Raw genomic sequence first — 15,439 nt, 5'->3', positions numbered from 1 at the left:
TTTATTTTATTATGAACTCAACCCAGTCCGCGAACGGACAATCCTCCATCACTGGAGATGACTTCGCCGGTGATTGCACGCGCTGCGTCTGATGCCAATAGGACATATGCAGCTACATGATCTTCGGGCAGCTGTGCAAGCTGAAGAGGGTTTCTTTTTTTTATGCTATTTGCCTTCGTTTCATTATCCACGATTTTAACGAATGGACGTAGGGGAGGAATGACCGATAATGCGGTCAGAGTGCCACCAGGCGCTACAGCATTCACCCTGATGTTAGGAGCGAGTTCAAAGGCAAGTTGGCGCATCAGCCCTATTTGGGCATGCTTGCTTGCTGTGTACCACACCCCGCCGCCATCCGGATAAAAACTGGCACCGGACACGGTGAAAATAATATTGCCATTCGATTTTTGCAGTTCTTCAAGAGCGGCTTTAGCACCGAAGAAGGATCCTTTAACGTTAATATCGATCAGAAAATCATATGCATCGGAAAGTGCATCGGGAGCTACGTCGGCAAATTTAGCAAATCCATCAAAGACTCCTGCATTGGCAACGAAAACATCCAGCTTTCCAAATTGCTCGACAGTGGCCTGGACAGCCCTCTCATTGTCTTCATATTTGCTTACATCGCCTTGGTTAATGAGAATCTCTTCACCAAATTCCGCTTTCATTTTCTTTAGCGTTTCTATCGAGCGGCCGATGATGCTGACTTTTGCCCCTTCTTGTATGAAACGTCTAGTGACAGCCTCCCCGATACCTGAATTGCCACCGGTAATCAACACTACTTTATCCTTTAACGCCATTGCCATTGTAACCAGCCTCCTCTTTTTAACCAAGTCAACATTATACGAAGATAGCAAGATTTCTGGTATTTATCGTTGATTGATCAACAATGAATATTCGTTTGGAAAGTTTCCATTTACCTTCTTCGAAAATGAATTCATCATTTCGTTCCCCCGAAATCAGATCATGTTGAATATCCGTGCTGCGGCTACGATAGATGAGCAGGTAGCTCTTGACGACTGCCTTTTCACCTTCAACATAGTCTTTAACGCGTACATTTGAGACAAAACGCCGTGTTCTTGATGGCGGTATTTCCGCCCATGCATAATCCGTTTTCAAACGATCCACTCGCAGTTTCAGCAGCTCAATATCATCATTAAATGTAAACATTTCCGTTGAATAATCCGGGCGTTCCACCCCTTCTTTATTAACACGTACAGGCATTTGATAGCGTAAGCTCGAGTGCATTAAATCGAACCAATCATCAAATTCAATATCATCCAGTAATTGAGCTTCATCATACAGCCATTGTTCAAATTGACATTTGAGCAACATTTTCTCCACATTCATTTCCGTTCCCCCTCCCGTTTTTCATTTCGTCATCAATTCAAGCCAGTACTTGTAAAAATTCCTTTGGCTCGCTTCAGTGAATTTATCATCGTAAGCAACACCAGGACCTATAAAATCAACTGGTTCACGATGAAGACCCATTGTATAATTGTAGGTTAGATTCTTTAGGAAAGGCATTGGTCCTTGGGCTGCTTCAGTGATATCAGTAAAAACTTCCGTATCATCCTGTTCGAAAATACCGGATGGGCTAAAGGTCAAGATAAATGAATCTCTTGATCTATCTTTCCAATCTTGGGAGGCTTTCTTTTCCACGAGCATCCAAGCAATCACTTCCATTTTATTGTGACCGATTGGCCGCCACATCCTTATTGAAGTGTTGGAGATGAATTGGTCTTTGATTTTTGTATGGGATATTAAAAATGATAAGTTAGGGAAGACATTCCCAATCATATTCTTTAAGTTTGATAACACTCCATATTGTTCTTCAGACAAATTAGTTTTAAATTCATCTTTCAATTCTTCCGGGAAAGCGAAGTCAGGATTAGGAGTCCCTAAGTTTAGTCCATGCCCGTTATCCGTATGGATTTGAAAACCGCGCTTTGAATAGGTAGCATTGGGCACCATGCCCAGTTTGGCAATGGATCCGTGTGTGACCATCGTGTGATAGGAATCACCAACAAAGTTATCGGAACCAACTTTCCAGTTTGAATTAACAACGAATCTTTGCGGAACTCCGATTACTTCCATTTCTGCACGTCCTACAAGGATATCCAAATACCATTTAATGTCTCCAAGAAACTCTTCAAGCGGCTCTGCATCTTCATTCCAAGTTCCAAATAAAAGACCTTTATAGGATTCAAGCTTTACTTTGTGAAGGCCCATTTCCGAGCGGTCAAGGTTCCCCCCATATATATCCTTTTGTAATGGCACTCCTACGAGTTCACCAGTGTTTTTAAAATTAAAACCATGGTAGGGGCAAGTAAATAATGACTTGTTCCCTTTATCTGCACGGCATAGTTTCATTCCGCGATGGGTGCACATATTATAAAACGCCCTGATTTCCCCTTCAGCATCACGGGTAATGATGAGCGAGTAGCCAGCAAGTTCACGGGTCATGAAGTCTCCTTTGTTCGGTACTTCAGAATCATGGCCGATAAAAACCCATGTTTTCAAAAACACTTTTTCATGTTCTATATCATAAACCTTTGGGTCTCCAAGGAGGTATGCAGGTATAACGCCTTCCTCTGGTTTAACCGTTTCGTTCAAATAGTCAACAACTTGCTGTTTCGACATTTCTTCTAAGGATTTTTCAGTTTTAAGCATACTTTTTCTCTCCCTTCCAAGCTTTACATCATTATGCATTACCCGATCTGAACGCTTTTTTCCTTGTTTTGTAGAGTCGCCAAAACGCTTAATGCCGCTAGATAACTCGTTTTCGGGTTATTTGGCATCGGATCATTTTCCACTTCCAGTTTCAGTTTCCCGAACGAACCTGACGCTTCTATCAGGTGATTGTTTTTTAACACATTTGGATCGGCAATGATTTTCACTTTCGTCTTTTCTGATCCAAGACCAGCCATAGACAGCACAATCGCAACATTAATGTTTCTCGGAAACTGCTTGATCGCTTCTGCAGCAGTTCCTTCAAATAATACCGTTTCTTCTGTCACTGAAGACCCTGCCGGCAATGCGTTTGGCGGTTTTCTTGTGGTGATGCAAACAGATTCAAGGCCATTCACCGCTTTTGCCGATTTAAGTACATCTAGACCTCCAATCGCACCAGACGGAAGGAGAATATTCACGTTATTCAATTTACAAATCTGGTTTGATTGTTCTTCAAAGGCGGAATTCGCCATAACGCCAATGCTGCTTAGCAAGAGATCCTTCCCGCTTTTAAGCACTTTCAATGCATACTCTTCAGCTGCTTCTATCGTTGCAGCCTCTATGACTAAATCAACATCGGATTTAAGAAGTTCGTCGACATCACGATATGGCTGTGTCCTGAATTCTTCAGCTAATTGTGCCGCAACTTCTTCACGGCGGGCATAAATCGCAACGATTCTTCCACCTGGAAGAAGTCCGTCGTTATTAATGGCCTGAAGCAGAAATTTTCCGATATTACCGCACCCGATTAAACCTAACTTCATGTAGTTTCATCCTTCCTCAATCAGCAAACCCGTATGAGTCCGCAAAGAATTCCAACCCGCAATGTCTTGTTTCCCGCGAAACACCGCTTTCTTTTAAGCCAGGGAAGTCCAGGGCCAAGTCGCTGAAAACGGTATGATTATTATGGAATACCGCACCAGCTTCAAGGCGATCTGCCATTTCGACAGCGATATCTTCATTCTCGGTCCAAACAGATGCACGCAGCGCAAACTCACTATCATTCGCTAATTTTACAGCTTCATCGATATCATTGAAAGGTAAAATTGGAATGATCGGTCCGAATTGTTCCACTCGAACCAATTCGCTCTGCTGATCGACGCCAGTAATAATGGAAGGAAGCATATAATAACCTTTATCCCAAGTTTCCGGATTCAGCTGGATGCCGGTTGTGATTATATTTCCTCCTGACTTAGCGGTACGTTCGATCAAGCCATTCACAAAGTCATATTGTGCTTTATTATTCAATGGACCCATGGTTACATCAGGCTGAATTCCATCACCGATCACCATCCGGCTGAACTCTTTGGTCAGCTTCTCCACAACTTCATCATATCGTGATTCTTGGACGTACACTCTTTTTACAGCAGAACAAACCTGACCCGCTGCTCGTAAAATCCCCATCCTCAAACGTTTGATAGCCGCTTCATCCAAATTGGCATCTTCCAAAATGATGGCAGGATCATTGCCGCCAAGTTCCATATATACTTTTTGCAGATTTCCAGCTGATTTCTGCATGATATCTTTCCCGGTTTCCGTACTTCCGACAAACGCCAATGTCCGTACGCGTGAATCGGAACATAGTGTGTCGCCGATTGCTTTTCCTGATCCTGAGACTATATTGATGACTCCTGGAGGAAAATGTTCAGCAACTACTTTTAAACAGGTCATGATCGTTAAGGGACAATTCGTTGCAGGTTTTACGACAACGGCATTGCCTGCCAAAACAGCGGGTATGACCCTTTTAAATGTTAATATCATCGGAGAATTCCACGGTGTGATTATTGCCGTGACACCTCTTGCCCTTCTTCGGATTTGGACTTTTTGTTTTCCTGGAAGCACTTCAGGCTTCCACCAATCAAGTAACTCTGCTGCACAGCCCTTCATTACTTCAACACAGCGCAGTAAATCCTTTTTAGCTTCAACAAGTGTTTTGCCATTCTCACGTACAAACACGGTAACATTTTCCTCGATAACTTTTGATAGTTCTTCTGCCGCAGTGTTCATCCTGTTTGCCCGTTCCCCGATATCAGAGCGAGACCACGTTTCAAAAGCATTTTCTGCCGCTTCAATAGCGCCATTCACGATTTCTTCAGAGCATTTTGCCACCTGGCCAACTACTTCCGATGTATTTGCGGGATTTACAACATCGACTTTTTCCGGTAATTCTATCCATTCTCCATTAACTAGATATTTTCCTGAAACAAATGGGTATGTCGAAATCATTCTCAATCCTCCTTATAGTTTTTTGGGCTTGAATGCTTCCGCAGCTCCCGGTGGTCCGCCAAATGGTTTGGCCATTGGCCCCACAGCTTCCATATCAACGACGATCATTGAAGGTTTACGTCTTTCCTTAGCCTTTTTCAGTTCGGATATGAACTCATCTCCAGAACCAATACGCACTGCATCAAAATGCATGGACTCAGCCAGTTTCACAAAATCAGGGCTCAATAAGTCCACAGCTACCTGCCGACCATATGCGGCTGTTTGAATATTGCGAAGAACTCCATAGCCTGAGTCATCGAACAATACGATGATAACTGGTAAGTTTTCTTCGGCTGCCGTAACCATTTCCCCGACGTTCACCATAAACCCACCATCTCCAGCCATAAGAACGACGGTTTTATCTTGACATCCCATTTGGGCACCGATTGCTGTTGGAAGACCTTGACCAATTCCGCCGCCTGATGCATGAATCGATGTTCTCGGTTCAGAGATTTCAAATAAACGGCTGCCCCAAACATTTGCCTGTACGGTCACATCACGAACTAGAATGGTATCCTCTGGTAATATCTCCCTCATGCCATCTACAAATTGCTCATACGGTCCAAGCGTTTCCCTGAGTTGAGCGCGCACTTCATTTCTAAGTGAAAGAACTTCTTGTAAATAAGATGGCTCTGCATGAACTGAACGTTCTTCAAGCTTTTGAATGATGGCAGCAAGCATATCTTTTGCATCGCCAACCAAACCTAACGTGGCTTTATAGTTCCGGTTAATGGCCTGCCAATCCGCATCGATCGCTATATGTTCTTGTGGCACCGGCACTTTCCAGTTGGATGTTTCATTCCCCCTAAACCTTACACCTACGCTAATCAATAAATCTGCATTTCTTAAAAACTCTTTTGTAGTTTCATATGCCGCAAAATGTCCGATGCATTGTTCATGGTTTTCTGGAATCGAACCTTTTCCTGACTGACTGGTTATTACCGCTGCACCAAGGATTTCCGCCAATTTTTGCAGCTCTTTCGAAGCATTGGCACTGATGACTCCACCACCGGCCCATATGACAGGACGGCTTGCGCTTACCATTTTTTGAACGGCTAGTTCAGGAATAATTGGCATTGAATTTGTTTCAGTGGGTGAAGTTCGCAGCCCTTCGAGTGAAAGATCCTCTATGATCACCGATTGATAGTCAATTGGAATTTCCAATGTAACCGGACCCGTTGGTGTAGTTAAAGCTTCTTGGATTGCCTTCCTTACTACTGCTGCGGTTTGGTCAGGGTTTCTAAGCCTCACTGCATTTTTACAAGCTCCGCTCATCATTGAAAGCTGGTCTTTACACTCATGTATGTATCCTTTGCCTGTACCAAGATAAGAAGAAGCCACCTCACCTGTTAGATGAAGAAGGGGGACACCAGCTGCCCAAGCTTCCACTAGTGAACCAGCTGCATTTCCTGCCCCTGTTCCAGTACTGGTAATCACTACACCCAATTTCCCGGTGGCGCGTGCATATCCATCAGCCATATTTACGGCACCGCTCTCACCGCGTGAACAAATGAGTTTGATGCTCCCTTCCCTAAGAATTGCATCATAGATGGGCATATTGTGAATGCTGACAATCCCGAAAGCAGCTTCCACACCTGCTTGAACAAGCTCCTTTACGATGGAATCGGCGGTCGTAAACTCTATTTCTTCTTGTATTTTCATCGCGTTATCCTACCTTTTTCAGTAATATATTTATATTGCCTTTCCGATCGCTCCTGCCGTCTCAATCGTCGAACCCGCTACATAACTTGCTTTGTCTGAAGCAAGGAAAACAATGACACTGGCCACTTCTTCCGCTTCCCCTACGCGGCCGAGAGGGATATTCCGTTTTTTCGCTAGGTCCCCGTAATACTCTTCAGGGTCCATATCAGGCGCATTTTTCAACCTTCTTCGCTCCCATTGATCGGTCCGGATCAATCCAAGACTCACTGAATTCACCAATATATTGTCAAAGGCCAATTCCTGGGACAAGGTTTTGCTTAAATTAAGGAGGCCAGCCCTTGCTGCTGCAGTCGCTACCATGTGACGTTCAGGTTCTTTGGCAAGCGTTGCATTAATATTAATGATCCGCCCTCCTCCCCTTTTCACTAAATGAGGATGCGAAGCACGAACGGCATATATGATGGCAAAGAACTTTAACTGAATCTGTTCTTCCCACTGCTCATCCGTTATGTCAAAAAAGTGACCCATCACGCTTTGACCGGCTGCATTCACCAAAATATCGATTCCGCCAAACCTCTCAGCGGTACCATTAATGAAAGAATCCACATCCGATTTTGAGGTGACATCACATGTTGATGCAAAAATATCTTCCTTTTCACCAAATGAGAGCAATTGACTTTGTGCACTTTCCATACGCTCAGCACTTCTGCCGCAAATAGCCACTTTCGCTCCTTCAGCTAAAAACATTTCTGCTGTTTTTAATCCCACTCCCGACGTGCCGCCCATAATGACAGCCACTTTTCCTTGCAATCCTAAGTCCACTCTCTTCACTCCTTTTCAAAGCCATTTTCCTCAAATGCTGTCCTTTAATCAACAAGAAGCTAACTACGCAAAAGAATCATGGGAGGAAATCAAACTCCTCCTCATTTTTTCGCCATGACAGAACCTTCTATATGAGAATCAACCCAGCCTGGATCGGGATCTCCTCCCATTGCTTTGCGCGCTTCAGGTTTCGGCGGCCCTGCAATCCCCCACTGATCCATTAAATGCGGTACCCGTTTCCATACACGTGCTCTCCACTCAGATTCATCTTCGATCGTTTCCAGATAACATGTATACTCCATTACAAAACCGCCTGGGTCTTGAAAATAACAGAAAATATTGTCTCCCGGCCCATGACGTCCAGGTCCCCAAAGTTCTGACAAGCCCGCTTTTCGCACATTGCTTATTCCTCGCATCAATTCATCCACGGAATCGACTTCGTATGCGATATGATTGACTGACGCATGCTCATCTTGATTGAAGGCGATGGAGTGATGCTTTCTGTTGCACCGGAGGAATGACATTTGGTGCTCACTCCAATCAGTGACTTTAAAACCAAGTACATCCGTATAAAACTCAACGATCATATCTAAGTTCTTCGTGTTCATTACAACATGATTCAATTTCACTGGATCAACATTTTTCTTGCTCCAAATGGACGTTTGCACTTCCACCCAAGCCGAGAGCTCGATCACGCGGTTTTCCGGATCAATAAACCGCAGGCCATAACCGGCACCTGCTTCATCCAAATATCCAGGCGGTTCAATAATTCGAACGCCCTTCGATTGTAATATCCCTGCTGCACGGTCCACCGCATTTTTATCGACCATGCCAAAAGCTATATGGTGCAATCCTCGTTTTTCTCCCCTGTGAAGGCTAAGAATATGATGTTCCGGTCCAGCCCCCCGGAAATAAACCATATTCTCCTCTTCCGGAACATCCACCCTATCCAGACCCCAAACCTTTTCATAAAACTCTGCTTGATCGTCGAAATTCGGAGTTATCATGCTTATATGCCGTAAATGAGTAATACCAAGCATTTTTTATACCTCCCATAATTTAGATTGCCGTTTTGATATTCGCATTGGCCATATTTAACAATCTAATCGAAAAGGGCGCCTCATTAATTATCATAATGCAGGTGCCCTTTCGGCTAAATGATCAATCTTTAATGATGGCTTCTCTTTCTTTAGAGCGTTGTTTACGCAGTTCTTCCAGTTCACTGCCTTCAGGGTATGTCGGTAAGTTAGGCTTCACTGCCCCAAGCATCACTAGCATGCGCGCCTCTACATCCCCGTCATTCCTAATTCCCCGATAAACCCCTGGCGGGCTGCTTATGCAGTCTCTCGCACTTAATTTGATTTCATGCACTTCACTGTTGCTGTCCTCTTGAATTAATGCCGTGACTTCACCCTCAAGAATGAAAAACACTTCTTCAACATCGTCATGAAGGTGCAAAGGACCGATACATCCCGGAGGAAGCACCATCGTACTTAAAGTGAAATGTTCACCTGCAATTACATTCGTATCGTTATTGGCAGTGGCACCACGTCCAATATATCTCATCTGTGCGCGTCTATAAGCGGGATCAATTTCTTCTTGGAACTTCAAGACATTCCAATCAAGAGTACGGTCTTTCAATCGGGCAACATATTTTTTTTCAAAATCCTTCACTGAAAAAGTTTCTTTTGTCATTTTAAAATTCCTCCCTTATTTGTTGTTTCTAAACCGAATTATGTTTCATAAGCAAAACATTGTTTTGTCTATGAATTAAGTCTAAAATGAAACCGCTTTATTGTCAATGAGTTTTTAGAATATTTAAAACTATTTCTATAATCCGAACGTTCACCACTATGAGATAAACTTGTAACGATTTGCTTTTCTTAACACAAAAAAGTGTGGATTTCCCTAATGGGAGATCCACACTTTCGAAAGAGGTTATTCACTTATTAATCGATTTTAAATCGTTCAGACATCTTCGTGTTGATAAGGCTTAACCCCGCTGTATCCCATATAAACGGATAACTGACGAGAAACTTCCAACAGTTTCGGCAAGGCAATTTTATCGATGAAATCCTCCTGATAAGCAGACTCTGTTGCTACGACATTCAAGGCAGCCAATACTTTCCCGGTCCTATCAAAGATCGGGGCGGCAACCGAACGGATGCCAGGGTGGAATTCCCCGCTTGTCATCGAATAACCATTTTGCCGAATCGAATCCAGCTGTTTTTGAAATTCACCAGGCGCGGTGAGTGTTTTGTCTGTATAAGGAGTAAGGTTCGATATTTTGAACATTTGCATGAGCAATTCTTTCGGTTGATATGCCAAAAGTAATTTTCCATTGGCCAAAGCATGTGCCGGCAGCCGCAAGCCTATGTTCACATTGACAGCGGATACACCTCTGATCGGGGCACTTCCAACATAAACAACTTCCTGTCCATCCAAAATGGAAAGATGGCAGGAGGCTCCGATTTCATCACGCAAGGTCTCCATATAAGGTTGGACAATTTCTTGGAATTTCAAGCTATTCAAATAGCTGAACCCCAATTCAAGAACTTTAGGAGTTAAACTATAACGTTTGGTATGTTCATCCTGAGACAAGTAACCAATATTTTGTAATGTGAATAATAAACGATATGGTACGGTTCTGCTTACTCCCAGTTGTTTTGCTATTTCTGAAAGAGACAAGCTCGGCTGTACCTCATTAAAGAGCTTAATGATTTCCAAGCCCCTAACCAATGAATTAGCACTATATTTCTCTTTCTCTTTTTCTTCGCTTGCCATTCGAGTATTCCCCCCGTTGTGAATAAATCTTATTTTCTCCTGACTATAACCCATCAGTAAGAAGAACTTGCAGTATATGTACATTTTTTTCTGATCGTTCATTTGGTGAATATTTTGATGCATACTTCAATGGTTGCCTGTTTTCTGATGCTTCCTTAACAGGAACATTGGTGCCTTTAGCTGCGCACTGCCCTCTGCTTTGCAAGTTCACTCGATCACATTTCAATTAATTGTAATCAATTCAGAAGTTTCCGTTTACTTTCTTTCATTACAACAGCTACCCAACGAGTAACATCAGATATACTCAACGCTTTCACCGCTTCCGGAAAACGGCTAGTAAAAGCCGGGAACTTTTAATCGAGCTGGTGTCTTCGAGCGCTATTCATTATCCCTATTCCTGATAATGAAGCGGGCAGTACTGCAAATTGGCAACCATTACTACCTCACAATCCTTTACTCTTCATGTATAAATAGAATAGTGTTTATGTGTCAATTAAAGCATAGTTACATATATAAAACTATTTGGAATGCCTAGCTTAATTGACGTTTCGATAGAAAAGCTCGTTGTTATATAACCAAATATAACCAAATATTCAAGTAAAAACAATAAAGAATTTTCATACATCGATATTCTCTGCCAAATCACGAAATTTTCCGTAATAAGTATTTCATATACAAAACAATATAAATGAATTATAGATTTTCCTGATTTTAAATTCAATATCAACAAGTCAGAATTTTTAATAATTTGTAAATAATTTGTTTTTTGGACACAAAGAATCAGTATTACTTCCATTTTAAGTCCTGGTTGATAGAGCTCCATCTACTCAATAGGATGAAACAAAGTTCGTTTTATAACCGAAAGTACTTATATTCTAAAAATAGAAAATTGTCAAAATATTAAATTGACAATCAAATTATTTTAATTTATCGTTAAGAAAGTAAAACTTTGTTTTCCTTACAAAACACTTCTGTTTCTTTTTTTCTATCAAAATTTTAAAGAAAGGCGGGAAAAATCAAAACAAACTAGTACCTTTCTAAAGGGATAACCGAAAAAACACTTATTCTCAAATGTAAGCGTTTTAAGGAATGTTAAAAAGCAATAGGGAGATGGTATTATGTTAAATGGGCAAAAAAGATGGTTGTATATTGCCGTACCAATTTTTTTCTTTTGGTTTTTTGGACAAATTGATAAGGTTGGCATTTCCATCATTCAAACAGATCCAGAATTCTTGCATGCACTCGGTATGACAGGTGCTGACAAAAATGCAAAGATCGGTCTTCTATCTTTTGTATTCACCATTGCTTATGGAGTTTCAAATCTTTTTTGGGGCTTCATCATTGATAAATTAGGTGCCCGAAAAACAGCCATCGCCGGTTTATTCGTTTGGACAATCACGATGATTATGTCAGGACTGGCAAATTCATATGAAATATTTTTAATTAGCAGGATCATTCTTGGTTTTGGTGAAGGGATGATGATTCCGGTTTCCGGAAAGCTCATTTCTAACTGGTTTAATAAACGCGAACTGGGGAGGGCCCAGGCATCTTGGCTTACCGGAAACTATTTAGGACCGGCAATGGGAGCCGTTGTTTTGGTGCTTGTGATATCTTTACTTCACTGGCAAGCAGCTTTCTTTATGCTTGCAGCTTTCAACTTATTTATAAATATCCCGATGTTCATCTTAATGACGAGGAATACACCAGAAGAGCACCCCCGTATAAGTAAGGAGGAATTGGCATTCATTCGCCAAACGGATGATGAAATAAAAGAAACCGCCCATTCCGAGAATAAGAAAAGTTTCGCCCAAGATTATCGTTTCTGGATCGTTTGGTTCGGCATGCTCGTATGCTCCTTCTTATTTTTCGGAATCAGCATTTGGCTTCCTACATATCTCATTGAAGCAAAAGGATTCGAAAAGGAAGGAATGTCAAGCATTACTTCACTTTCCTGGCTATTCGCTTTAGGATTTGTCTTGGCATGCGGTTTTCTGGCTGACAAAACCAGACGTCCAAGTTTGATGGCCACGATTCTATTTTCATTGACGGCTGTCTTTTTGACTGTAGCTGTCTTCATCCCCAATCCTATTTTGGCCGGACTATGTATGGGACTGGCAATGGGATGTCAAGGCGGTGTGTTCCACCTAAGCAATATGCTCATGGTAAAATATTCAACACCTGAAACGGCAGGACGAGCCGCAGGTCTAATTGGATTCACGAATATCATGGGCGGTTTTTCGAGCTATATCATGGGATGGCTTCGTGACTTGTCTGGCGGGGACTTCAGTTCATCGATCGCCATGCTGATTTTTACAGCCCTCTTAGGTTTGGCAGCTTATTTATTCTCCATTAAGAGAGAATCCGCAGAACTGCGCTTATCACCTATACATGTACAAAAGATACAGGCATGAAGTCCTTGTAAAATCAGTTTTATACCTCCAACCCTTGATTTATCAGGGGTTTTTCTTGTGCCGACTTAAAAGTGAGTCGAAATAATATCGCTCATTTTTTGCATTACCCGATAAAATTTCCCACCGGTTACTCCGAATCACTCCTTTATTTGTATAAATATGTCGATAGTTAAAATATTCAAAAAATGATAATTTTTTGAATGCCCATGTTATATTATTTATGGAAAAAAATACTTGTCAAGTAAGGTGAGTGTGTGAATATAGAAGTTTTAATTCTCCATTATATTCAGGAAAAACGTCAAAAGCCTAACCATGCCAATGATTTATTGGATTATATTCAGAATGAATATGTAAACGGGAAGCTGTCAATCTTGCAATATAGAAGTCTCTGTCAGGACTTATATCTTCGAGGAGCCAAACAAACATCTCCTGGATGAAGCTACACCCTTGTCACTAGACTAACTACTCCCCATTGTGGATGACTTTTGTTTCTGTTTTTCCGCAACGACCTATCTTTAAAAATACAGCCGGTCATTTTCTCATCCCCAGTATGTTCATAAATATATAAAAGCCTCCGTGATCTGTCACCCCAAGACAGTTCACGGAGGTAAATGTTACTTAATCAGACATTGCAGAAATTCATTTTAATTAAATGAATATATCGAAAATTAAAACCAAACCGAATGCAACGAAGGAAAGTAATGTTTCCATCACTGTCCAAGTTTTGAAAGTTTCTTTAACGGTTAGTCCCATGTATTCTTTCACTAACCAGAAACCGGCGTCATTAACATGGGAGAACATGAGTGAGCCTGCTCCCGTGGCAATTACGAGCAATTCTAGATTAACACCCGTCATATTGGCAACGACCGGTGAAACGATCCCTGCTGTCGTGGTCAAAGCGACGGTTGCAGAACCTGTGGCAATCCGAATCAATCCGGCCACAAGGAATGCAAGAACGATCGGTGATAAAGAAATTTCTTCAGACATGGAAGCAATTGCAGTCCCTACGCCACTATCAATTAAAATTTGCTTGAACCCTCCGCCAGCACCGATAATTAGAATAATGGATGCTAATGGCAATAAGCATTCTTCCGTCAACTTTTTAATTTGTGATTTGTCCATTCCCTGTCTGTAGCCCAAGAAATAGTAAGCTGCAAAACAGGAGATTAATAGGGCGATCACTGGACTTCCGATAAACAATAAGAATTTTTCAATCGAACCCGGTAGCGGCAGATAAGGCGCCACTACAGTTAGAACCATCAACAATACTGGCAAAAGGATGATGAAGAACGATACTCCAGTGCCGGGTAATCCACTTGACTTTGTTTCAACACGGATCAATTCCGGTTCTCCAACAGGAATAACCCGTTTATGAATCCATTTTGCGAATAGCGGTCCCGCAATTACAGCCGTCGGGAATGCGATGATCAATGAGTACAGAAGTACCTGCCCCATGTTAGCATTATAAATTCCAATAGCTGTCATGGCTCCAGGATGCGGAGGCACCAGCCCATGTACGATCGATAAACCAGCAAGTACTGGAATGCCAATTAACAAGATGTTCACTTTGGTTGATTTACGAATGGAAATGACCAAAGGAAGCAATATTACTAAACCAACCTCGAAAAATACCGGAATGCCGATGATGAAACCAGATAAAAGCATGGCCCATGGCAGGTTTTTCACACCGAATTTATTAATGAAAAAGTCAGCAACCTGCATTCCGGCTCCAGAGTCGGACATCATCTTTCCTAGGATGGTCCCTAAGGCCAATATTCCAATAAGGTGCCCAAGGACCGCTCCGACACCCGTTTCATAAGCACCAACGATCTTGTCCATTGGCAGTCCGGAAAAAATCGCTAAAAATAAACTGGCAACAGTCAGGCTGATGAACGCATGCCATTTCCACAATGATACCCCCAAAATGACAATTACGATTGCTATCAGCGTGATTCCTAATAAATATAGATCCATATATTCTCCCCATTCCCAAGAAATCGCTTACATTCAAACCAATACAATAAATGGGATTATTGTACCGGCTCGTTATATGTCACAATGTAGTTCTGTTTAGCCGTGTTGTAATATCCTTCACTGTATTCCGTAACATTTCCGTCCCCATCACTGGAAATCCGAATCCTCTTTAGTACTGGACTATTGTTTTCGATTTTCAGTGTTTCGCAAATGTGATCCGGAGCGATAGCAACGGCAAACTCATCTCTGAATGTTTCAAGTTTGACGTTTTGCTCTTCCAAAAAGCGGTACAAAGAATTGATTTGGACCTCTTTAATCTCTTCTTGGTTTAAATCAAGTGAAATATAATGTGTAAAGTAAATATAAGGTTCATTGTCCAATAAATATATCCGTTCGATACTTATGCAACGGGCACCAAATAAAGAATGCAGCTTAGAGTCTGAAGAAAGGTCAATCTGACTTATGTTTAACACCTTTTTTAAAATGGAGTGCCCTTCCTCCACCAACAGCTCTGTGAAACGTTTCCCTTTGGAAAGTTTGACAATCGAACCATTAGCTATGACTCTAGTGCCTTTGCCGCTTTTCTTTTCAACATACCCCTCTTGCACGAGTTCTTTGATTGCATTACGGACAGTAACCTTACTTACGTTAAATTCTTCTTCCAAAAGAGGCTCGGAGGGAATGTTTGTGTCGATGGCATAAACCCCATGTAAAATACGATCCTTTAATATTTCTTTTATCTGTAAATACATCGGTCCATTTTTCCTGTTCACATTCATTCCTAATCT

At 41.8% G+C, this 15,439-nt stretch carries 14 protein-coding genes; 2 read left to right on the top strand and 12 right to left on the bottom strand.

Features of this window, described 5'->3' with window-relative positions:
* Positions 1-17: 17 nt before the first annotated feature.
* From MHB45_RS08940 to MHB45_RS08895, 10 genes are all read right to left on the bottom strand, one after another.
* Positions 18-806, bottom strand: coding sequence for an SDR family NAD(P)-dependent oxidoreductase (locus tag MHB45_RS08940; RefSeq protein WP_237766606.1), 789 nt, complete (start codon positions 804-806; stop codon positions 18-20).
* Positions 807-840: 34 nt separating this feature from the next.
* Complete coding sequence (locus MHB45_RS08935; RefSeq protein ID WP_048678819.1) at positions 841-1,350, bottom strand: aromatic-ring-hydroxylating dioxygenase subunit beta; 510 nt, start codon at positions 1,348-1,350, stop codon at positions 841-843.
* A 21-nt stretch (positions 1,351-1,371) separates the two neighbouring features.
* On the bottom strand, positions 1,372-2,673 hold the full coding sequence (locus tag MHB45_RS08930) for an aromatic ring-hydroxylating oxygenase subunit alpha (protein ID WP_048678822.1): 1,302 nt from the start codon (positions 2,671-2,673) through the stop codon (positions 1,372-1,374).
* 38 nt (positions 2,674-2,711) lie between these two features.
* A complete protein-coding gene (nadX, locus tag MHB45_RS08925) occupies positions 2,712-3,497 on the bottom strand; it encodes an aspartate dehydrogenase (RefSeq protein WP_034312299.1) in 786 nt (261 codons plus the stop codon).
* 16 nt (positions 3,498-3,513) lie between these two features.
* On the bottom strand, positions 3,514-4,959 hold the full coding sequence (locus MHB45_RS08920; protein WP_048678827.1) for an aldehyde dehydrogenase family protein: 1,446 nt from the start codon (positions 4,957-4,959) through the stop codon (positions 3,514-3,516).
* Between the two features lie 12 nt (positions 4,960-4,971).
* On the bottom strand, positions 4,972-6,660 hold the full coding sequence (locus MHB45_RS08915; RefSeq protein ID WP_340907685.1) for a thiamine pyrophosphate-binding protein: 1,689 nt from the start codon (positions 6,658-6,660) through the stop codon (positions 4,972-4,974).
* Between the two features lie 30 nt (positions 6,661-6,690).
* Positions 6,691-7,482, bottom strand: a complete 792-nt coding sequence (locus MHB45_RS08910; RefSeq protein ID WP_055348419.1) for an SDR family oxidoreductase — start codon at positions 7,480-7,482, stop codon at positions 6,691-6,693.
* Positions 7,483-7,583: 101 nt separating this feature from the next.
* Positions 7,584-8,522, bottom strand: coding sequence for a VOC family protein (locus MHB45_RS08905; protein WP_072272921.1), 939 nt, complete (start codon positions 8,520-8,522; stop codon positions 7,584-7,586).
* Between the two features lie 121 nt (positions 8,523-8,643).
* Positions 8,644-9,177 (bottom strand): cupin domain-containing protein, encoded by a 534-nt coding sequence (locus MHB45_RS08900; protein ID WP_048678841.1) that lies wholly within the window; start codon positions 9,175-9,177, stop codon positions 8,644-8,646.
* Between the two features lie 273 nt (positions 9,178-9,450).
* Positions 9,451-10,266: an IclR family transcriptional regulator gene (locus tag MHB45_RS08895; RefSeq protein WP_048678846.1), complete on the bottom strand. Its 816-nt coding sequence runs from the start codon at positions 10,264-10,266 to the stop codon at positions 9,451-9,453.
* A gap of 1,118 nt (positions 10,267-11,384) precedes the next feature.
* On the opposite strand from MHB45_RS08895, the gene MHB45_RS08890 reads away from it, so the two are divergent.
* On the top strand, positions 11,385-12,677 hold the full coding sequence (locus MHB45_RS08890; protein WP_048678849.1) for an MFS transporter: 1,293 nt from the start codon (positions 11,385-11,387) through the stop codon (positions 12,675-12,677).
* Between the two features lie 254 nt (positions 12,678-12,931).
* The gene (gene yppF, locus MHB45_RS08885; protein ID WP_055348417.1) at positions 12,932-13,114 is read left to right on the top strand and encodes a YppF family protein; all 183 of its coding nucleotides are present in this window, start codon (positions 12,932-12,934) and stop codon (positions 13,112-13,114) included.
* A gap of 211 nt (positions 13,115-13,325) precedes the next feature.
* On the opposite strand, the gene MHB45_RS08880 is transcribed toward yppF, so the two are convergent.
* Together MHB45_RS08880 and MHB45_RS08875 are read right to left on the bottom strand one after the other, a co-directional pair.
* Complete coding sequence (locus MHB45_RS08880) at positions 13,326-14,651, bottom strand: GntT/GntP/DsdX family permease (protein ID WP_340907682.1); 1,326 nt, start codon at positions 14,649-14,651, stop codon at positions 13,326-13,328.
* Positions 14,652-14,707: 56 nt separating this feature from the next.
* On the bottom strand, positions 14,708-15,430 hold the full coding sequence (locus MHB45_RS08875; RefSeq protein ID WP_048678855.1) for a GntR family transcriptional regulator: 723 nt from the start codon (positions 15,428-15,430) through the stop codon (positions 14,708-14,710).
* Positions 15,431-15,439 lie beyond the last annotated feature (9 nt).

It is taken from the genome of Peribacillus sp. FSL K6-5616 (assembly GCF_038008245.1).
In the GTDB taxonomy this organism is placed as follows: Bacteria; Bacillota; Bacilli; order Bacillales; family DSM-1321; genus Peribacillus; species Peribacillus frigoritolerans.
The sequence above is the reverse complement of the archived record's forward strand: the minus strand, read 5'-3'. Positions and strand labels throughout refer to the sequence as shown.